This window comes from Deltaproteobacteria bacterium, assembly GCA_016178705.1.
Classification (GTDB): domain Bacteria; phylum Desulfobacterota; class Binatia; order HRBIN30; family JACQVA1; genus JACOST01.
Genome location: JACOST010000030.1, coordinates 58874 through 79899, shown reverse-complemented (window position 1 = coordinate 79899; position 21026 = coordinate 58874). Strand labels below are relative to the sequence as shown.

Annotated in this window: 17 protein-coding genes; 7 read left to right on the top strand and 10 right to left on the bottom strand. The window is 65.2% G+C overall.

Features of this window, described 5'->3' with window-relative positions; genetic code table 11:
- Positions 1-191 precede the first annotated feature (191 nt).
- On the bottom strand, positions 192-3488 hold the full coding sequence (locus tag HYR72_21380) for an AAA family ATPase (GenBank protein MBI1817536.1): 3297 nt from the start codon (positions 3486-3488) through the stop codon (positions 192-194).
- 186 nt (positions 3489-3674) lie between these two features.
- On the opposite strand from HYR72_21380, the gene HYR72_21375 reads away from it, so the two are divergent.
- From HYR72_21375 to HYR72_21365, 3 genes are all read left to right on the top strand, one after another.
- Positions 3675-3902, top strand: a complete 228-nt coding sequence (locus tag HYR72_21375; protein ID MBI1817535.1) for a hypothetical protein — start codon at positions 3675-3677, stop codon at positions 3900-3902.
- 198 nt (positions 3903-4100) lie between these two features.
- Complete coding sequence (locus HYR72_21370) at positions 4101-4379, top strand: DUF4258 domain-containing protein (GenBank protein ID MBI1817534.1); 279 nt, start codon at positions 4101-4103, stop codon at positions 4377-4379.
- 3 nt (positions 4380-4382) lie between these two features.
- A complete protein-coding gene (locus HYR72_21365; GenBank protein MBI1817533.1) occupies positions 4383-4640 on the top strand; it encodes a YgiT-type zinc finger protein in 258 nt (85 codons plus the stop codon).
- Between the two features lie 98 nt (positions 4641-4738).
- Here HYR72_21365 and HYR72_21360 read toward each other — a convergent pair whose 3' ends face one another.
- Positions 4739-6265 carry a hypothetical protein gene (locus tag HYR72_21360; GenBank protein ID MBI1817532.1) on the bottom strand — a complete coding sequence of 509 codons (1527 nt, stop codon included), beginning with the start codon at positions 6263-6265 and terminating at the stop codon, positions 4739-4741.
- A 356-nt stretch (positions 6266-6621) separates the two neighbouring features.
- On the opposite strand from HYR72_21360, the gene HYR72_21355 reads away from it, so the two are divergent.
- The 3 genes from HYR72_21355 to HYR72_21345 all read left to right on the top strand — a co-directional run bounded on the left by HYR72_21355 (position 6622) and on the right by HYR72_21345 (position 9333).
- The gene (locus tag HYR72_21355; protein ID MBI1817531.1) at positions 6622-7905 is read left to right on the top strand and encodes a glycoside hydrolase family 1 protein; all 1284 of its coding nucleotides are present in this window, start codon (positions 6622-6624) and stop codon (positions 7903-7905) included.
- Positions 7906-8324: 419 nt separating this feature from the next.
- Positions 8325-8567, top strand: coding sequence for a hypothetical protein (locus HYR72_21350; GenBank protein ID MBI1817530.1), 243 nt, complete (start codon positions 8325-8327; stop codon positions 8565-8567).
- Positions 8568-8604: 37 nt separating this feature from the next.
- A complete protein-coding gene (locus tag HYR72_21345; protein ID MBI1817529.1) occupies positions 8605-9333 on the top strand; it encodes a superoxide dismutase in 729 nt (242 codons plus the stop codon).
- A gap of 135 nt (positions 9334-9468) precedes the next feature.
- Here HYR72_21345 and HYR72_21340 read toward each other — a convergent pair whose 3' ends face one another.
- From HYR72_21340 to HYR72_21330, 3 genes are all read right to left on the bottom strand, one after another.
- Positions 9469-10809 carry a sigma-54-dependent Fis family transcriptional regulator gene (locus HYR72_21340; protein MBI1817528.1) on the bottom strand — a complete coding sequence of 447 codons (1341 nt, stop codon included), beginning with the start codon at positions 10807-10809 and terminating at the stop codon, positions 9469-9471.
- A 7-nt stretch (positions 10810-10816) separates the two neighbouring features.
- The gene (locus tag HYR72_21335) at positions 10817-12610 is read right to left on the bottom strand and encodes a HAMP domain-containing histidine kinase (GenBank protein ID MBI1817527.1); all 1794 of its coding nucleotides are present in this window, start codon (positions 12608-12610) and stop codon (positions 10817-10819) included.
- 117 nt (positions 12611-12727) lie between these two features.
- The gene (locus tag HYR72_21330) at positions 12728-14050 is read right to left on the bottom strand and encodes an NAD(P)/FAD-dependent oxidoreductase (protein MBI1817526.1); all 1323 of its coding nucleotides are present in this window, start codon (positions 14048-14050) and stop codon (positions 12728-12730) included.
- 137 nt (positions 14051-14187) lie between these two features.
- On the opposite strand from HYR72_21330, the gene HYR72_21325 reads away from it, so the two are divergent.
- Positions 14188-15408, top strand: a complete 1221-nt coding sequence (locus tag HYR72_21325) for a sodium:proton antiporter (protein ID MBI1817525.1) — start codon at positions 14188-14190, stop codon at positions 15406-15408.
- A 30-nt stretch (positions 15409-15438) separates the two neighbouring features.
- On the opposite strand, the gene ilvD is transcribed toward HYR72_21325, so the two are convergent.
- From ilvD to HYR72_21300, 5 genes are all read right to left on the bottom strand, one after another.
- Positions 15439-17307 carry a dihydroxy-acid dehydratase gene (gene ilvD, locus HYR72_21320; GenBank protein MBI1817524.1) on the bottom strand — a complete coding sequence of 623 codons (1869 nt, stop codon included), beginning with the start codon at positions 17305-17307 and terminating at the stop codon, positions 15439-15441.
- 177 nt (positions 17308-17484) lie between these two features.
- Positions 17485-18240, bottom strand: coding sequence for an amino acid ABC transporter ATP-binding protein (locus tag HYR72_21315; protein MBI1817523.1), 756 nt, complete (start codon positions 18238-18240; stop codon positions 17485-17487).
- The gene (locus tag HYR72_21310) at positions 18237-19655 is read right to left on the bottom strand and encodes an ABC transporter permease subunit (protein MBI1817522.1); all 1419 of its coding nucleotides are present in this window, start codon (positions 19653-19655) and stop codon (positions 18237-18239) included. The genes HYR72_21315 and HYR72_21310 overlap by 4 nt, the downstream gene beginning before the upstream one ends.
- Positions 19656-19795: 140 nt before the next feature.
- Positions 19796-20083 (bottom strand): GIY-YIG nuclease family protein, encoded by a 288-nt coding sequence (locus tag HYR72_21305; GenBank protein MBI1817521.1) that lies wholly within the window; start codon positions 20081-20083, stop codon positions 19796-19798.
- A 190-nt stretch (positions 20084-20273) separates the two neighbouring features.
- Positions 20274-20933 carry a phosphoribosylanthranilate isomerase gene (locus HYR72_21300; GenBank protein MBI1817520.1) on the bottom strand — a complete coding sequence of 220 codons (660 nt, stop codon included), beginning with the start codon at positions 20931-20933 and terminating at the stop codon, positions 20274-20276.
- Positions 20934-21026 lie beyond the last annotated feature (93 nt).

Sequence of the window (21026 nt, the reverse complement as noted above, 5' to 3'; positions counted from 1 at the left end):
GACGAAAATCGAGAGTGTCCGTAGGGTGGGCACTGCCCACCATGCATCGCCCGGAATCGGACGAGATGGTGGGCTGGAGCTGACGCCTCGCGAGTGGAAGCCACAGCGGCAGACCTCGACGACAAAGACCGCAGCATGAATCAGAAGCGCAGAACGGGGGCCCGCTGGCCTTCGTGTCGCAGACGACGCGCCTACAACTCCGCCAGCAGCGCCTTGGCGTCTTGCAGGTCGGGGGTGTCAAAGCCTTCGGTGAAGGTGGCGTAGAGCGGTGCGAGGAGGGCGCGCGCTTCGTCGGTACGGCCGTGACGGGCGAGGAAGCGCGCCAGGCTGGTGGTGGCGCGCAGCTCGACGAGCTTGGTGCCGATCTCGCGGGCGAGGGTGATCGCTTCGGTGAAGCTCGCCTCGACGGTGGCGACATCGGCGCCGGCGGCGGCGGCGCGCAGCTCGCCGCGCAGGCGCAGCAGCTCGGGGATGAACATGCGCTCTTCGGGAACCGCGGTCAGCGCTTCCTCGATGGTGGCGAGACCGTCGGTGACCTGCCCGCCCAGGAGCTGCGCCTCGGCGAGCCAGCCGAGGTACCCTCCGGCCGAAGCGCGATTGCCAAAGGCAGCGTAGCCCGCAAGACCCTCCCGCAGCTCGGCGATCCCCTCTTCACGTCCACCTTGAAGGGCGAGCGCCCAGCCGTGGAAGACGTGTCCCCATCCGGTGAATTGCGGCAGGTCGTGTTCGAGCGCGAGGCTCAGGATTCGATCCGCGTGCGCGACAACGGCGCTCGCCTGACGGAGCTGTGCTTGCGCGGTAGCCGCACCAACCAGCGCGAGACCGCGCTGCGACGGGAGCGGAAGTCGTTCCACGAGCGCGAGCAGCTTCTCGATCTCGCCGTGGGCGCGTTCTGGGAAGCCCATGTTCGCCGAGACCGATGCCATAATCCCCTGCGCAAGGGCGCCAGGCGCGGTTGGCCAGTCGCGAAAGTCTTCTTCGCGGTAGAACCGCAGCGCCGACGCGGCGTGCTCGCCTGCGGAGTTGAGATCACCGAGCTGAAACTGCGACTGCGCCACGGCATAGTGTGCCCAGGCAAGGAGGAAGTGGGCGCCGTCGTTGCGGGCCGCCACGAGCGCTTCCTCAGCCAACGACAAGGCGGCGCGCGCTTCGCCGCGGGCGATCGGGAGCGTCCACGCCATAACCAGGGAGAATGCGAATTGGTGCGTATCGCCGGTTCGCGCACTCAGCTCGCGCACCCTCTGTTTGATCGGATCGTTCTCTTTTGAGCCGAAGCCGTGGATGACGTTCACGACGGGTTCAAGCGCGATCTGAAGCGCCAGCTCTTGCGAGTCGCGTGCGGGCGTGTCGGGTAGCGCCGCCAGCGCTGCCAGCCCACGGCGGTACTGCCGCTCGGCTTCCATCATCGCGCTGCGATCCTTGGCGCGGTCGCCCGCCTCTTGCCACGCGCTGATCGCCCGCTCCGTTTCGCCGGCAGCCTCCCAGTGCTGCGCCACGACCGCCGGCTGCGCCTCGGCCAGGGCGGCGAAGCGGCCCGTCAGCGCCTCCGCCACCGCGCGGTGCAGCTCCCGCCGCCGGCTCTTCAGCAGCGACTCGTACGCCGTGTCCTGGATCAGCGCGTGCTTGAAGGTGTACGTCGCTTCGGGCGGCAGTCCGCGCACATACACCAGCTCGGCGTCGGTGAGCTGTGCGGTCTCCTTCGCCGGTCCGAGCCGGTCGAGCCGCGCCATGAGCGTGTCCTGCAAGGTCACGGGAATCTCCCGCGTCATCAGGGCGGCGCCTTCCGCCTCCAGCACCGCGCGGGTCAATTCTTCTACGAACAGCGGCACCCCGTCGGTGCGCACCGCCAGCGCCTCCAGCATCTCCCCCGGCGGGATTACGCGCACCGCCACGCGCACGATCATCTCGTGCACCTGCCGCTTCGTCAGCCGGTTCAGGTTGAGCTGCGTGTGATGCGCCCGCAGCGGCCACGGCGGACGGAACTCCGGCCGCGCGGTCAGCACCAACAGCAGTGGCTCGCGCGCGCTCTGCTCGACCAGCAGCCCGAGCAATTCGAGCGTCGAGGGGTCGACCCAGTGGAGATCCTCGATGACGAGCACGCTCGGCTGCAGCCGGGCCGCGCCGCACACCCACGCCACCAGCGTCGCCAGCAAGCGTTTGCGCTGCTGCTCGGGAGACAGGAACAGGGGCGGATAGCGGCCCTCGGGGAGCGGCAGATCCAGCAGCGGCGCGATCACCGGCGCCGCCTGTGCCGGCTTCAAGCCCACCACCGCGAGCGACCGGTCGAGGGCGTCGAGCCGGGCCTCGGTCGAGAGATCGGCCGCCCAGCCGAAGCCCTGCCGCAGCAGATCGGCGACGACGTGGAACGGCGTGGTGTCGTAGTAGGCTGCGCAGCCGCTCTCTATCCAGGTGTGCGGCGTCTGCGCGAGACCGGCCTTGAAGTCTTGCACCAGGCGCGACTTCCCGATGCCGGCCTCGCCACTGAGGAGCACCACCTGTCCCTCGCCGTCCTGTGTGCGCTCCCACGCCTCGGCCACCGTCTGCCGCTCGCGCTCGCGGCCGACGAATGGAGTCAGTCCGCCGGCCGCCGCAGCCGCCAACCGGCCGCGCACGCCGCTGGCCTGGACCACGCGGTACAGCCCGACGGGGGCGGCAATCCCCTTGAGTGAGTGCGGCCCGCGATCTTCCACGACGAAGAGCCCCGCAACGAGCCGTTGCGTCGCCGCGGTGATTACCACCGTGTCGGGTTCAGCGGCGCCTTGCACGCGGGCCGCGATGTTCGGGGTGTCGCCGAAGACGTCCTGCGACGCGCCCCCGCCGTGGGCGACCACGGCCGATCCCGTGTGCATGCCGACACGGACGGAGAGAACCGGCCTCCACCCTAACCCTCCTCCGCTCACGGAAATGTTCGCAGAGGAGGGGACCGGAATTTCCTCCTCTGTTGCCATGTCCGGCAACGGAGGAGGGCTAGGGAGGAGGCGCTTGTTCAACGTCTGCACCGCATCCACGATCGCCAGCCCCGCGCGCACGGCCCGCTCGGCGTCATCGTCGTGCGCCTCGGGCACACCGAAGAAACACACCAGGCCGTCGCCGAGAAACTTGTCGACGTGGCCGCCGAAGCGGGTGACCGCCGCCGCGGCGACCTGTTGGTACTCCTTCGAGATGCGGTGCCAGTCCTCCGGATCGAGTTGCGCGGCGATCTCGGTCGATCCGACGAGATCGCAGAACAGCACCGTGAGCTGCCGGCGCTCGCCGGAAGACAGGGTGTTAGGTGTTAGGGGGTTAGCTGTTAGGGGCGGAACCGGATCGGAACTGTCTACTGCCGTCTGCCTACTGCCTACTATCTGCGCGCCACATTCCAAACAGAACTTCGCACCTGGCGGAAGCTGCGCGCCGCATTGGTCGCACGCGAGCGTTAGCCGCGCGCCGCATTCGAGGCAGAACTTGGCACCCGGTGGGTTCTCGTGCTGGCATTGGGGACAGGGCATGGGCATCGCTTGTCCCAAATCGATCACCACACTGTCAAGTGTGAGTCGGCATCGTGTGCCTGGATGAAAGCCGGCGAGACAGCGGCCGCAAGGAGCCGGTTCGGCGTGGGATGAAGATGCCACTCCGGTCAACCGAAAGCGGACGTGACTCGTTACTCGATTTGAATACAGGAGGTAGGCCACCCAATGAACACCCAACTCCATCTGGCCATCGCGACCATCGGGTTGTGCCTGCTGATTGCCTTCATCGGCTGCGGCGGAGAGGACCTCGTCATAAACGGTATGCTTCCGAACACGCCAGTCGTCACCGGAACACCCACGTGTTTGGACGCCGGGGCAACCTGCGTCCTCGCGAGCGACTGCTGCAGCGGTCAATGCATTACCCCAGACGGAGTGACCTTGCAGTGCCAGTAGGGTCGCGCCGAGCGATGTCGCAGAGGAGGGAACCTTTGCCACCATGCGGCTTCGTGCTATCCGACGCGTTCCATTTTAGGGAGGCACTCGATGCTCGAACGCGCGCTGGAGTTCCCGTCCGACTTCGTCTGGGGTAGCGCGACGCGATGAGTACCAGAGCCCGTGTCTGCGATCAGCCGTAGGTAGGATGGAGCCTCGATGAACGCACTGGAGCGGATGCGGCAGGCAGTCGCCGACCAGCGCTACCGCATCAGCGTTCATGCGATCGATGAAATGTCGGACGATCGTCTGGAGTCCGCCGATGTGGAACGGGTCATTCTCGGCGGACGAATCAGCAAAGTGTTCACGCGCGACCCACGCGGCACTCGTTACGAAGTGGCAGGCGAGACCACTGACAGGCGGCGTGCGTGCGTGGTGTGCCGATTTCTAGCCTCCGACGTGCTATTGGTGATTACGGCGTATGCAGTCGAGGAGTAAGCAATGAGCAAGAACGGGCCACAAGAGCGATGTGAGTTTTGCGACGGGATGCTCGACAAGCAGACCGTCAGGGCGCGGTTCGCATTCAAGGGCCAGACGGTTTACGTCGACCATGTTCCCGCTTGGGTGTGCACGCACTGCGGCGAGCAGTACTATGACGCGCCAGTCTTCAAGCGACTCGAAGTAATCGCCAGGCAAGCCCATCGAATCAAAAAGAAGGTGACGTTTCCTCTCGCAGACTACGACGCCGCTCGGGCCTGATGCGGCCTGCGGCGTGGGAACGCGCCCGGTACGGCGGCTTCTCGCAGGTCTCGCAGACGCTGAGCAGGTAACCCAAAGACCTTCCGCAACGAAACCTACTATCGCGCTTGCCGCTGCCACACTGCGTAGGTGGCATTGGCGTACACGCGCTGCCAGTCGTCGGCTTCGATCCGCGAGGCGATGGATTCCGGCCGGGGGTCGACTCGCCCGACGATGACTTCGACCGCCAGATCGTTCCGGCGGATGAAATCGTCAAGGCACGAGTAGGATCGCTCACGGGCGCACTCCACAATCTCCTTCTGCCGGTCCGCCTGCTCGCGATAGCGACCGGTCCATTCGGCGCCGAAATAGCTGACGAGGGGTTCGCGGCGGGCGAAGTACGTCATCATCTCATGCTGAGCCGCGTCGTCAGACACCAACAGGTACCGGCTGTTGACCGGCGAGTGTTCGCGGACCCACTGGGCGACCGTGAGGAACTCTTCCGACAGAGACGGAGCAACGCTGTTCGCATGGTGCACAAACGCGGCGCCAAACGAGAGCAGCAGGAGCACCCCGAAGAACACCGCTCGCGTCGCGGTCGCACGCGTCTCCGAGGTTGCGTGACGACACATCGACTCGGACACCACTCGGAGGATTGATGCGCTGAGCAGCGCGGTCACGACCGTGGCAAAGCGTGCGCCCTCGCCTCCATTGAAGAGCGCGGTGGCAAGCAGCCAGCCGGGTACGAACCACGCACCGGTAGCGACCTGCTGCGCCACGCCAAGAATCGCGCTGCCACCGCCGAGCGGCGTTCCGTTCGCCACAACGTAGCGAACCAGCAAACGGCCCAACGCCCACGGGTCCGTCAGGTATCGGACGAACCCCATGCCGTCGTGGGTGTCGGCGATCCGCATGAACACTTGCAGGCCGTGACGATGGATCATCAACACCCACCACGGCAGGGTGAGCACGCCGGCAATGACTCCGATGACGACCACCACCCACATCCGCCTCATCCCTCGCGGACCGAACATCGCCCGCAGACCGAACATCGCCATACTCGCTGCGGCAAACACGGCGTAGGCGAAATGCGAGAGGATCGTTGCCGCGAACAAGACGGCAGCAAGGATCACGTCGCGCGCCGTGGCGCGTTCCACTGCGCGGTAGACCAAGGTCGCGGTAACGAGCGCCGCGAGCAATCCCACGCCGCGACACACCCCGCCGATGTCTCCCTGAAGCTCGAAGGTTGTCGGCGAGATACCGAACAAGACCGCCGCGAGCGTCGCCTGCTGAATCGACGCGGTGATCGCACGGGCGAGGAAGAACATCGCCACCACGCTGGCAACCAGACCGAACGGCGGCATGAACCGCATGTACGTCAGCGGCGACATGCCCGTGGCGTGAGTCACCGCGGCCATGAGGTAGAACGACAGCGGCGGATACGCGAACGGTAAGCCGCCGGGTCCGTAGTACGGGACCTTCAGTGGGAGGAAAAAATGATGATCGGCAATCCCCTCCGCCATCAGCGCGTACAGCCCGCCGTACCCGAACGGAAGCCGGTGAGTGACCGCCGGGTAGAAAAAGAAGGGAACGAACAGCGCGATCAGCGATGCGACCGCGAGTGCGACCTTCCGTGAACCTTGCATGACGCCGCCGTCCTATGTGGCAAGGGTTGTCGCCGTCAAGCATGTGAGCCGTGGCTCGTGATTGGTGAATCGTGAGTCGGGACTCGTGAGTCGTGCATCGGAGGCCTCCTCCCTAGCCCTCCTCCGCGGCGGGTGATGCCGCAAAGGAGGGAACGTGTACGCACTTGCGGTGCTATCTCGAGTCGCAGCACCGCCGTCCAGTTCCCTCCTCCGTGAGCACTTCCGCGGACGGAGGAGGGTTAGGGCGGAGGCCATCCGATCCGTGCGCTCCACGTGGGCGGGTGCCGCAGAGGAAGGAACCTTTGCGTGTATGCGGCTTCGTGCTATCCGACGCGCTCCATCTGAGGAGGCACTCGATGATCGAACGTACGCTGGAGTTTCCGTCCGACTTCGTCTGGGGTAGCGCGACTGCCGCGCATCAGGTCGAGGGCGACAACCGCCACAACGATTGGTGGGCGCATGAGCTGGCGCCGGACACCAACGCGATCGAGCCGTCGGGCCTTGCGTGCGATCACTACCGTCGCTTCGCGGACGACTTTCGGCTGTTCAAATCGCTCGGGCACACGGCGCACCGGCTGTCGATCGAGTGGAGTCGTATCGAGCCGAGCGAAGGCCAGGTCAATCGCGCCGAGATCGCGCACTACCGCCAAGTCCTCACTAAGTTGCGCGAGCTGCAGCTCGAGCCGTGGGTGACGTTGCATCACTTCACGCTGCCGGTGTGGTTCGCCCGGCGCGGCGGTTTTTCGAAAGTCGCGAACCTCGATGCCTTCCGCCGTTTCGCCGAGCTGTGCGCGCGCGAGTACGGCGACCTGGTCAGCCACTGGTGTACGATCAACGAGCCGACGGTCCACGCCGAGCTCGGCTACCGCTGGGGTTACTTCCCGCCGCGGCTGCAAGACCACGCGCTCTCGGCGACCGTGCTCTGCAATCTGTTTCGGGCCCACACCCAGGTCTGCGAGGTGGTGAAGGCGCACGCGAAGTTGACGCCACGGATCGGCATCACGCTGGCAGTGCAGGCGCACGAACCTTTGCGCGTTGATTCGGCGGCCGACCGCGCGCTCGCCGCTCGCCGCGACGCCGAATCGACCGGAGCCTGCTACGACGCGTTGCGCACCGGTGTGTTTCGCTACCCCGACCGTGCCGATGAACCGATCCCCGGCTTGCAGGCGTCGTCCTCGTTCGTCGGCGTGCAGTACTACTCGCGCGCGCGATACGATGCGGAAACCGGCGGTCCCGCGCCGGCCGACTTCGTCAACCGCACGATCACGCAGATGGCGTGGGAAGTGTACCCCGAAGGCTTCCCTCCCCTGCTGCTGCGCGCGGCGGCCACCTGTCTGCCCGTCTACGTGACCGAGAACGGCGTCTGCCTCGACGACGACCGGCAGCGCGTTGACTACATCGCCGATCATTTGGCCGCGGTCGATCACGCGCGCCGCGACGGCGCCGACATCCGCGGCTACTTCTACTGGTCGGCGATGGACAACTTCGAATGGAACTTCGGCTACGGTCCGAAGTTCGGTCTCATCGACGTCGATCGAGACACTCTCGCCCGTCGCCCGCGCCAGAGCGCACACTTCTTCGCCGAGATCGCACGCAGCGGCCGCGTGACGCCCGAGGTGGTGAAGCGGTTCATGAAGTGAGCGGCCACCGGATCTGCGTCAAATTGCGCGTGATCTCCGTTCGTTCGTCAGACTCTAGCTACCGCGTCGCGTCGTCTACGTAGCCGTGCGTCCGCATGCACGCGCAATGGGCTTGCGCGTGTGGGTCGTTCTGATTCGCCTCGTCGATCCGTACAGTGTCCCGGCTTGTGACGCGACCAACTCGGCGTTGAAACTCTTACAGGCCGTTTGAAAGAAGCACCACGCGCTCGGAGTGCGAACTCCTCGATGAGCGCACGGGCCATCGATACTGTCTCGGCACGATCTCTGGCACACCAGTTGCGTCTGCACATCAGTGCGTCTCGTTAGAGCCCGGTTAGTCGGTGGGCGTTGCTCATCCCCCCCGGGCGCGTCCACCGACGCCGGGCTCTTCGGGCTGGAACAAAGAGGAGAACGACCTCATGTTGCATGCAGTGATTCGCACCGACAGCGACGCGTTCCATTTTTTCGGCGAGGTCAGCGGCTACAACGTCCAGACGCTGCAACAGCACGTCCGGCACACAGTGCGCGAGGCCGGCGCGGTCCGTCTACAGTTCAAGATTGATCCGGAGGACCAAGAGGTCTTCCAAGCCTCGGCGGCTCGCTGGCTGTCACGGTTGGCGAACGATGGGACCGTCGTCGAGGTTACGGTACGGCCGCATTGAGGTTCGGCGGCCCCGACGCGGCACCTTGGTCAAGCACATGACGCGACACACATTGCCACCGCTCTCGTATGGCTACGGTGCACTGGAGCCGTGGATCGACGAACAGACGATGCGCATCCACCACGGCCAGCATCACGCACAACTGGTCAATACACTCAACGACACCGAAAGCCGTCTGGAAGCGGCGCGCGACAACGGCGACCTGTTACTCGTACAGCTACTCTGCGAGCGCGCGGCGATGCTCACGTCGGCGCATCAACTGCACCGCCTCTATTGGAGCATTATGGGGCCAGATCAGAGTGGCCAGCCATCCGATGAGCTGGCGGACCAACTCAGCGAGGACTTTGGTTCGTTTGCCGCGTTCAAATGGCAGTTCTCGGCCGCCGCGATGAACCTGGAGCCGGGCGGCTGGGTTGTGCTGGTCTGGCAACTAGCGAATCGACGACTCGCGATTCTGACTGCCGAGGACCATCTGCTGGCGAGAGACTGGGAGTCGGCGGCCGTGCTGGCACTCGACGCATGGGAGCATGCTTACTATCTCAAGTACGAGCATCGTCGAGCCGAGTACGTTCACAACTGGTGGAATACCGTAAACTGGCGTCGGGTTTCGGAGCACTTCGCGGCCGCCTCTTCCTCTCGACCACTAACCCGGCCGGCCGGTGCACGACAAAGGAACCATCACACCGCGCAGACAGCTGCGGCAGCGGAGAGTTCGGATTCCGCTGATCGCGACGTCGTTCGCGCCGGCGTCCGACACGCTTGTTGATGCGAGGCACCAACCCATCGCGTGGAGGTGTACAATGAGTGCGGGTACATCGGCGCGGTTCCGGCGGCGCCGGTCTCGACCGTCCGGCGCCGTCGGATTTCCACCATCATCGGGCGCCTGAACCAGCAGGCGTCCCTACGGCGCCCGATAGAGATTGAGTCGATTGTAGAGCGTCTTCAAGCTGATGCCCAGCATCTCGGCGGCCCGCCGCTTGTCACCCTGACACTCGTTCAGTGTCGCCAGGATGAGCCGCCGGTCAACCTCGGCCAACGGCAGGCCAACCTTGATGTGCAGGCTCGCTGCGGTCGGCTCAGTCGCCCCGCTGAGGTTCGGCGGCAGGCTGTCTACGCCAATGTCCGTGTCGGCCAAGATGAAGATATGATGGACCGAGTTCTTCAGCTCGCGCACGTTACCGGGCCAGCTGTGTGCACGGAGCTGCTGCATCGCATCGCGCGTGAACTTTTTGGTTGTCCCCTCCGCCTTATTCAGCAAGGCGAGAAAATTCTCCGCGAGTAGCTCGACGTCATCGCCTCGCTCCCGCAGCGGCGGTAGTTGCAGCGGAAACACCTTGAGACGGTAGAGGAGATCTTCGCGGAGCTTCCCTTGCGCCACTGCATCCTCAGCGACGCGATTGGTGGCGGCAACCACTCGGACATCGACGGGCAGCGGCCGTTCGCCACCCAGTCGCATCACCGCGCCGGATTCGAGCACGCGCAACAGCTTCACCTGCAGCTCGATCGGCATCTCGGTGATCTCGTCGAGGAACACTGTGCCGCCGGCGGCGCGTTCGAAGTATCCTTTGTGGGTCCGGTCGGCGCCGGTGAAGCTGCCCCGCTCGTGGCCGAAGAGCTCGCTCTCGATCAACGTCGGTGAGATGGCGCCACAATTGACCGGCAAGAAGAGTCCCTTGCGCCGCCGGCTGAGCGCGTGCAGGGTCTCGGCGACCAACTCCTTGCCGGTGCCGCTCTCGCCGGTCACCAGTACGGTAGCATCAGTCGGCGCGACGCGACTGATGAGATCGTAGACTTTCTGCATCGGCAGCGATGCGCCGACCAGCGAGCCAAAATGGCCAAGCTTGCGGAGCTCGGCACGCAAGGTGCCCACTTCTTCGCGCAGCGCGTGAGCGCGCAGCACGCCGCCGAGCACGGTTCGCAGGCGCGCCATGTCGAGCGGTTTGGTAAGGTAGTCGGAGGCGCCCTTGCGCAGCGCCTCGACCGCGGTGTCGACACTGGCGTGCGCGGTCGTGAGGATCACTTCGGTGGTACTGCTCGGATCGATTTCTTGCAGCAGGTCGATGCCGCTGCCGTCGGGCAGAAACAGATCCAGCAGCACCAGATCGGGCGGCTTGGTACGCAACAGCGCCCGCGCATCCTTGAGCGAGCTGGCGACGCTCGTGGTGAACCCCTCTCGCTCCACCAGTTCGGCAAGCGGGAGCAGGAAATTTGCGTCGTCGTCGACTACGAGGGCGTGTGGCATGATCGTCCTACACCTCCACCGCTGAGAGCGGTAGGCAAATGGAGAAGCACGTCCCCTGACTGAGCTGACTATCGACGCGAATCTCGCCGCCGTGCGCCTCTACCACCGAGCGCGCGACATAGAGCCCGATCCCGGTTCCCCCTCTCTTGGTAGTGACGTACATGGTGTACATGGTCGCCAAAACCTCCGGCTGGATGCCCGGCCCGGTGTCGCGCACCGCGATGGTGGCCCGGCCGTTCTGTGCAGCCAGAGTCATTTCTAGCCGGCCGCCTTCCGGCATCGCCTCAAAAGCGTTCGTCGCGATGTTGAGCAGCGCTTGCTTCAAGCGGTCACGGTGACCGGTGAGAGCGAACTCGGTATCGGGCAGCTCGACTGCGAGTGTAATTCGTTGATGCTTCGCTTGCGGTGTCAAGAGCGCTTCGACATCCCGAATCAAATCGCGCAAATCAAATCGCTCCTGGGCCTCGCCGAGCGAGGTTGTCTGATCCAGCACGGCAATGAGCGAGCGATTCAAGCGGGCCAGTTCGCTTTGCAGCACCGTCGCATAACGCCGGCGCCGTTCGGCAAGATCGCGTTCGGTTCCGTCGTCGAGTTTGAGCGCGTCGTTGAGCAGTTCGATGTTGAGCGCCATCGCCCCCAGGGGCGCCTTCAGCTCGTGGGCGAGTGCTCCGTAAATTCGCGCCAGCCCACGCATCTGCGTCGCCAACCGCAGGTCCGTTTCAAAGGCCTCCAGCAGATCGCAATCCTTCACCAAGACCAGGTACTCCTCCCGATCGTCTTCGCCGGCACGATGCAGCTCAAAACGCAGGCGCTTCAAACCGCCAGTCGTGGGGACGTCGAGATCGACGGGGTGGGTCGGCATCGCCCCGGCGCGCCATTTGGCCAGCGCCTCTTCGAGCACGGGCTTGAGGTCTCCCCAGCGGGGCTCGAGATCACCGTTCGCCGTCCCGCTCAAGAGGCGGCGCGCCACCGTGTTGGCGAACTCCAAGGCGGTGTCAGGCCCGAGCAGCAGCACGCCAACGTCCATAAAGTCGGCGAGTACGTTGATTCGACGCTGCGCTTGCGAGCTGCGCTCGCGGGTTGCGCTCATCTCCCGCCCCAGCTTGCCCGCGGCCTCGATCACTTTCGAGAACTCGTCGCCGCGAGTGGCTTCGGGTACCGCCTCCCCGCGCACGGTGGCCTCCACGGTTCGCGCCAACGCGGCGCCGCGCCGCGAGAGCTGAGCGTGAACCACCATGCCCAGCGCCCCAATGCAGACTAAACCCGCGAATGCCGCCACTACGATCTGGTGTCGGACTCGGCGATACAGACCAGCCATGCGGACGCTGTTCAGCGACAGACGCAGGTAACCGACGATGTGATCCTCGCGCAGCAGCGGCACGAACAGGTGGTACTGTCCCCCGCCCAACGGGGCGTCCGAGCTGATGAACTGCGCCCCCGCGTTCCCGTGAAAGATGAAATCGGGGAGCGCCAGCTGCTGCCCGATCTCCAGGTCATCGCTCACCACGACCAGGCCGTTCTCGTCGGCCACGGTGATCGCCGCCACTACATCGGATCGTTGACTGAGATCCGCAATGAGTTGCGTCAGCCGCCAACGACTCGCAGGATCGCCCTGAAGCAGCTGCGCCCGCGCCGACTCCGACATCGCGACCGCGATCTCGCTGCCAACTAAACGAGCGGTGCCTTCCATGAGCGCGCTCGCAACCGCCCGCAACTGGTATTCCATCCATAGGGCGAGCGCGGCGAGCATCAGGAAATACGCCGTGATTAGGATGACCGTACTCTTTGTCGCAAGTCGCATGATCGGCACCGCGCTGAAGCTGCGCTATCTTACACCCAACTTGGCGGAAACGGAGAGGTCGCGTATTGTCGATGCGGTTGGCTATTTCAGGCTGGATGACTCGAAGCCACTATGGCTTTACTCGTGGGGCTTCGGCGGTGGTAACACTTCCCTCGGCGCTGGACCCTCGCCGGTGATCAGCCGCGCGCCGCGGTTCCAGGTGAGATAGTTCCACGCCCATTGCACTAGCACCAGCAGTCGGTTGTCGAACTCGACCAGATACATCAGGTGAACGAACAGCCACGTGAACCAGGCCAGCGCACCGTTGAATTGCAGGCCGGCGATGCTGGCGACCGCCGCGGCACGTCCGATCACCGCCATGCTGCCGCGGTCGGCGTACCGGAACGCCGAGAACGTGTCGCCTCGCAATCGAGCGGCGATGAGGTTGGCGACGTATCGCCCCTGCTGCATCGCCACCGGCGCCACACCCGGCAGCGGCGGATCGCCGCCGAGCGCATGGTGAGCGAGATCCCCGATCACGAAGATCTCCGGATGATTGGCAACGGTGCAGTCCGGCTGCACGATCACGCGCCCGACCCGATCGAGCTGCGCTGCGGCGCGGTCCGCCAACAGACGACCGAGCGGCGACGCTTGCACGCCGGCGGCCCACAGCACGGTGCGCGTCGCGATGCGTTCACGGCGACTCTCGCTCTCGACCTCGATTCCATCGGCGTCAATCGCCGTGACCCGCGTGCGCGTGCGCACCTGCACGCCAATGCGCTCCAGCACCGCGGCGGCCTTCGCTGACAGCACCGGCGGGTACGGCGGAAGCACCCGCTCGACGTGCTCGATCAGCATGATCTGCGCGTCGGCGGGATTGATCGTGCGGAAATCGCGCTTGAGTGTATGGCGGGCAATTTCGGCCAGCGCACCCGCCAGCTCGACACCGGTCGGCCCGGCGCCGATTATCGCGAAGGTCAGCCACGCACGCCGCTGCGCCAGATCGGGTTCGCGCTCGGCGGCTTCGAAGGCCAGCAAGATGCGGTGACGGATGCCGATCGCGTCCTCGATGGTCTTCAATCCCGGCGCGTGCGCGGCCCACTGCTCGTTGCCAAAGTAGTGGTGACTGGCCCCGGCCGCGACGATCAACGTATCGTAGCGGACCATCTCATCCTCATCGCGCAACTGCACGCAGCGATTGGCGACATCAATGTCGACGACTTCGGCGAGCAGCACGCGCGTGCGCGCCTGTCGTTTCAACACCGCCCGCAACGGCGAGGCGATGTCGCCGGGCGACAGCGCGCCGGTGGCGACTTGGTAGAGGAGGGGCTGAAAGAGATGAAAGTTGCGGCGATCGATCAGCGTGATGTCCACGGGCGTCCGTTTGAGCGCCTGCGCCGCATAGAGGCCGCCAAAACCCCCACCGATGATCACCACGTGCTGCGCCGTCGGTGTCGCCATCGGCTCCTTATGGCACGACTTGGCGGCGACGCAATGCGGCGCCGTGATGAGCAGCGGCGAGGAGCGGGCTTGACGCAGCGACTCTCTCTGGGCAAGAGACTCCCGTGGAATTTCTCCCCGCCGTTCCGTTCATTGGCATGTTGCTCGGCATCGCGCTCTTGCCGCTCATCGTGCCGCACATCTGGGAACACCCGGCCGCGCCGATCGTGTTGGTGATCGGCTGTTCTGCTCCGGTGGTCCTGCTCGCGCCCGGTGCGCACGAACGCGCGCTGCTGCTGCACGGGATCGAAGAATACATCGCGTTCATGGCGCTGATCTCGGCATTGTACGTGACCGCCGGTGGAATTCACATTTCGGGTAACCCGCGCGGGACGCCGTGGGTCAACGTCAGCTTCCTCGCCATCGGCGCGGTGGCGGCCAGTGTCATCGGCACCACCGGCGCCTCGATGCTCCTGATCCGACCCCTGCTCGATGCCAATCAGGAGCGGCGCATCAAGACGCACATCGTGATCTTCTTCATTTTGATCGTGTCGAATTCCGGCGGGTTGCTGACGCCGCTGGGCGATCCGCCGCTGTACTTGGGGTACCTCAATGGCGTGCCGTTTACGTTCACCTTCACGCTGTGGCCGGCGTGGCTGCTCGCGGTCGGATTCCTGCTCGTGGCGTTCTGGTTGTGGGATCAGCGACAGTACGCACGGGAAGCACCCGAGGATCTCGCGCTCGATGCGGCGCAAGAAACCGCCATCAGCGTGAGTGGGAAGATCAACCTGCTGGTCGCCGCGGGGATCGTCGTCTGCTCGGCCGTGGGGATACCCAGCCCGTGGCGCGAGCTAGCCTACGCTGGCCTTATCGGGCTGTCGCTGGCGTTCACCGCGAAGGATGTCCGCGACGCCAACACCTTCCACTACGGACCGCTCAAGGAAGTCGCGATCCTCTTCCTCGGCATCTTCATCACCATGGTGCCGGCGTTGCACACGCTCGAACAGATCGCGCCACGGCTACCGGTCGACAGTCCGATCGGTCTCTTTCTCATGAGCGGTGCACTCTCCAGCGTACTCGACAACGCGCCGACGTACCTCCTGTTCGCCAGTCTCGCCGCCGCGCACTCGGGCCACGCGGCCGACCTCGGCGCACTCGCGCTGCATGCGCCGATGCTGTTGGCCGCCGTCAGTATTGGTTCGGTGTTCATGGGCGCCAACACGTATATCGGTAACGGACCCAATCTGCTGGTCAAAGCCGTCGCCGAGGGCGCCGGCATCGCCAAGGTCGAGATGCCCAGCTTCTTGGTCTACGCGGCGTTGGCGACCGCGATTCTGACCCCGGTGTATATCAGCGTCGCGTGGTTGTTGTTCTCGTAAGGCAAGAGAGCGCCGCCGGGCACCCGATTCCTAACTCCGCACCTGGGTGACATCCCTCACTGCGCCGCGCGAGGCGCTGGTGGTGAGGAGTGCGTAGGCTTGTAGCGCCTGCGACACCGGGCGATTGCGGCCGACCGGCTTCCACGCTTGCTCGCCACGCGCCAGCATGTCGAGCCGCCGACGTTTGAGTTCGGCGGCATCAACGAGCACGTCGACGCGTCGGTTCGGAATGTCGAAGCGGATGCGGTCGCCCTCTTCCACCAACGCGATCGCGCCGCCCTCGGCGGCTTCGGGCGACACATGCCCGATGCTGAGCCCCGAGGTGCCGCCGCTGAACCGGCCGTCGGTGATCAATGCGCAGACTTTACCCAGGTTCTTCGATTTGATGTACGAGGTCGGGTAGAGCATTTCCTGCATGCCCGGCCCGCCCTTCGGCCCTTCGTAACGGATCAGCACCACGTCGCCCGGCTTGATCTTGTCGCCCAGGATCGCGGCGCAGGCATCATCCTGCGAGTGGAAGATGCGCGCCGGACCTTCGAAGTTCCAAATCGATTTGTCGACGCCGGCGGTCTTCACGATACACCCGTCTTCGGCCAGGTTGCCGTGCAGCACCGCGAGGCCGCCGTCCTGGCTGTATGCATGCTCGACCTCGCGAATGCAGCCCGCGCGCGCATCGCTATCGAGTTCCGAGTAGTACTTGTCTTGCGAGAACGCGACGATTGTCCGCACGCCACCCGGTGCCGCCAGACTGCGCCGGCGCGCGGCCTCGTTCGTCGTCGGCCGCCGGACATCGTTTGCATCAATCGCGGCGCCCATCGTCGGTGTGTGGACTGTGCCGACCTCGCGATGGAGCAAGCCTCCCCGATCGAGCGCGCCAAGAATCGTAAAGATCCCGCCCGCGCGGTTGACATCCTCCACGTGGTACGAGGACGACGGCGCGACTTTGCAAACGTTCGGCACGCGATGAGAAAGACGATCGATGTCGGCCATCGTGAACTTCACGCCAGCCTCGTGCGCGATGGCCAGCAAGTGAAGAACGGTGTTGGTCGAGCCGCCCATCGCGATGTCGAGCGTCATCGCGTTCTCGAAAGCCTCGAACGTCGCAATGCTGCGCGGCAGCACACGCTGATCGTTGTCGACGTAGTAGCGCTTGGCGAGCGCGACGATCTGCCGCGCCGCGTCGGCGAACAACTGCCAGCGCGCGGCGTGCGTCGCCACGATCGTTCCGTTGCCGGGCAACGCTAGGCCGAGTGCCTCGTTGAGACAGTTCATGCTGTTGGCGGTGAACATACCGGAGCACGACCCGCAGGTCGGACACGCCGAGCGTTCCAATTCGAGCAGGGCCGCGTCGCTAATGGCGTCATCGCCCGCCGCGACCATCGCGTCGATCAGATCAATCTTCTGTGGCAGCGGCTTCCCCTGCGCATCGTGCGTGCCCGCGGAGGTACCAGCTTCCATCGGGCCACCGGACACGAAGATGGTAGGGATGTTGAGCCGCATCGCGGCCATCAACATGCCGGGAGTGATCTTATCGCAGTTGGAGATACACAGCAGCGCGTCGGCGACGTGGGCCTGCACCATGTACTCGACGCTGTCGGCAATCAGGTCGCGGCTCGGCAGCGAGTACAGCATGCCACCGTGTCCCATCGCGATGCCGTCGTCGACAGCGATGGTGTTGAACTCGACGCCGACGCCACCGGCGGCATCGATCGCCTTCTTCACCCGTTGTCCGACATCGTGCAGATGCACGTGCCCGGGCACGAACTGGGTGAAGCTATTGGCGATGGCGATGATCGGCTTGTCGAAGTCCGCGTCGGTCATCCCGGTGGCGCGCCACAGCGCGCGCGCACCGGCCATGTTGCGGCCATGGGTCGTGATGCGGCTGCGATAGAAGTTCATGCAGCGTAGTGTACACGCGCGCGCCGCGGGTGCCAATCGAAGGCCATGGGTCAGAACTTACGGGTTCTTGCGCTGAGGCGTAGGGGCGACGCATGCGTCGCCCTCTTCTGATCGTACGCCGGCAATCCGGAGGGCGGCGCATGCGTCGCCCCTACGCCGATCTGCTCGAACTTCTCGCTACACGCCCACCCCGAGCAACTCACGCGTCGCCGCGGTGCGGGGCGGGTCGAGCACGTCGGCGGGCGCGCCGCTGTCGACGATCATTCCGTCGGCCAGCACCAACACGCGATGCGCGATCCGGCGCACAAAGGCGATCTGGTGCGTGACCAACACCATGGTTTGTCCGGCCGCCGCGAGGTCAGCGATGACGGTTAGCACTTCGCCGGCCAGCCGTGGATCCAACGCCGACGTCGGTTCGTCGAGCAACAACACGTCGGGCTCCATCGCCAATGCGCGGGCGATCGCCACGCGTTGCTGCTGCCCGCCGGACAACGCCGCTGGGTACGCGTCGGCGCGATCGGCGAGTCCCACGCGAGCCAGCAATGTCTGCGCTCGTGTGCGCGCGGCACCGGCATCGAGATGCAGCACTCGGCGCGGCGCTTCTATCACGTTGTCGAGTACACTCAGGTGCGGAAACAGGTTGAAGGCTTGAAACACCATGCCGACGCGCGTGCGCACCGCGCGCAGCGCGGCGGCGTCGCTGCGTTCGCTCATCGCCGGCCGCAGACGATGACCGGCGATGTCGACCTCGCCCGCGCTGAACGGCGTCAGATAGTTGAGCGCGCGCAGCAGCGTCGTCTTGCCGCTGCCCGACGGACCGATCAGTGCCACCACTTCGCCACGATCGATCGATAGATCGACGCCGCACAAGACTTCACGATCACCGCGCTGCGCGTGCAGCGCGCGCACGCTGAGAACCGATGCGCCGCTCATGTCGGCACCGGCAGCAAGCGCCGCTCGAGGCGGCGTGCCAGACGCGAGAGCGGATAGCTCAACGCGAGATACAACGCCGCACACAACAGCCCCGGGGCGAACCAGCCGCGCACATCGACGGCGGTGATCGTCATCTGCTTGGTCAATTCGACCACGGTGATGACGGAGACCAACGACGAGTCCTTGAGCAGCGCGATGAAGTCGTTCGCGATCCCCGGGAGCGCGACGCGCAAGGCCTGCGGCAGCACGATGCGACGCAGCGTCAGCCCGCGCGACATCCCCAGCGACAACGCCGCTTCGGTCTGCCCGATCGGCACCGCGTCGAGCCCGGCGCGATACAGTTCCGATTCGTACGCCGCGTAGTTCATGCCGAGTCCAACCACCGCCGCGGTGAACGCATTGAGCCGTAGCACCGGTGCGAGGCCGTAATAGAGTACGTAGAGTTGCAACAGCACCGGCGTGCCGCGCAGCACTTCGACGTAGACACCGGCAACCGAGCGAACGACCACGCCACCGTACCGGCGGGTGATGCTGAGGATCAGGCCGCCGGCCACTGCCAACGCCATCGCCAACAACGAGATGATGATGGTGAAGCCGGCGCCACGGAGAAACAGGACCACGTGCGCACCAGTCAGCGTCGCATTCACCGTCGTGCTCGGCAACGCCGGCGCTGTCTCGGCGGTCGCCAGCGCCGCTTGGCGCGCGTCCCACAACTGCCAGTGCGTGAGAATCGCCTGCAACTCGCCCTCGCGAGCCATCGCGGCAAGCGCGTCGTCCAACGCCTGCCGCAGCGTGCGGTCTGCCGGCCGCACGGCGATCGCGTACACGCCCTCGCCGACGGTGGCGGCGGCGCGCAGACTCGCGCGCACCAGGCCGTAGCGATTAGCGATAATGTTGTCGAGCACCACGCCGCTGAGGCGGCCTTGTTCGAGATCGATGTACGGCTCCTCGACCCCTTCGTACAACACCGCCTCGACGCCGGGCGCTTGCTTGATGAGATCGAGACCGAACGAGCCGTTCAAGGTGCCCACCCGTTGCCCCCGGAGATCGGCGAGACCGCGCACCGTCGAGTTGTCACGCCGCACCACCAACGTTTCGGTGAACGCGTAGTACGAACGGGTGAAGCTCACGCGTGCCGCACGCGCGGGCGTGACCTCGATGCCATTCATCGCCATGTCGAAGTCGCCGCGTTCGAGCGAGGGAATGAGATTCTGCCAGTCGTTTTGCACGAACTCAGCCCGTACGCCGAGCCGGCGCGCGATCGCGTCGGCGATCTCAACTTCGAAGCCGACTAGTCGAGACGAGTCGGACGGATCTTGAAACGCGTACGGCTCGCCGCCTTGAATGTCGCCGCCCCAACGCAGCGTACCGCGCGCGCGCACCGACGCCAGGCTGTCGTCGGCCGCGCGGCTCATCGCTGAGGTACCCAAGAGCAACAGGGCAATGATCGGTAGAATGTGAAACGCACCCCTGCATACTGAGGCAGTACGGCACTCTCCCGCCGTCATTCCGGCGAACGCCGGAATCCAGTCTTCCTCCACGTCGGGCATGGCCGTCACGGCAAGTCCTCGTACAAGTCTCGCCACTGTGGGTTTTCCTTCTCGATAAGCTCGATCTTCCACAACCGCTTCCATTCCTTGATCGCCTTTTCGCGTCGAATGGCGGATTCCATGGTGGCGTGAAGCTCGTACCAGACGAGCGTGTGGACCGCGTATCGTTTCGTAAATCCGTCGGCGAGATTCTCCTTGTGCTCCCAGACGCGCTTGACGATATCCGATGTAACCCCCGCATACAGTGTCCCATTGCGACCGCTGGTCAACAGATACACGCAGGGTTGTTTCATGGGTGATGGCGTTTCGTGGTTCCGGCTTGCGACGACATCCGCAGTGCCACTACTTGCACAAAGCCCATCCCGCGGCTTCGTCATACCGGCGAAAGCCGGTATCCAGGCGGGGCTAGCGGGGTCGAGCCTGGATTCCGGCTTGCGCCGGAATGACGAGTGGCGAGTCCGCTCCATTCTTGTGCAAAGCGTGTCATCCGTCGACCGACTTCGCCCGTTCCACGAACGCGCGCAGCTTGGTCAGATTGCGGCTGCCGTCGGCGTCTTCGATTCCGGTGTGGACGTCCACGCCCCACGGCGCGACCTGCCGGATCGCGTTGGCCACGTTGTCGGGCGTCAAACCACCGGCGAGGATCACCGGTGAGCGCACGGTCTCGACGATGCGGCGGCTGATGGTCCAGTCGTGCGTCTTGCCTGTCGCGCCGCCGCGGCCGGTGGCGGGGTCGAAGGTGTCGAGAATGATGCCGTCGACTTGGCGATCGAGCGAGCGGGCCTGCGCGATGGCCGATTCATCAGTCACGTGTACCGCGCGGATCAATTTGAGGTGCGGCAGCGCCGCGCGAATGAGCGGTAGTTCGTGCGTAGGGAAAGCTCCGTGCAATTGCAGCGCGCTCACGCCCAGGTAGCGGCAGAGGTCGACCGCCTCGCGCGCCGTGCCGACATACGTGATGCACACAGTGCTGACGAACGGCGGCAACGCGGCGATGATGCTGCGCGCCTTCGCTTCGGTGAGGTCGTCATGCACACCGGTGGGCAAGCGGACGGTGAAGCCGAGCGCGTCGGCCCCGGCGCGTTCGGCCGCCAAGCACTCGTCGAGGCTCGACACCCCCGCGATCTGCACCCGCACCGGCATCGTGCGCGACTGCTACCAGGTTCGGATGCGGGAGAAAACCGTGCGCCGATGAATCCGGCGCGCAGCGTCGGTGCAATTGATATCGAGGCGAGG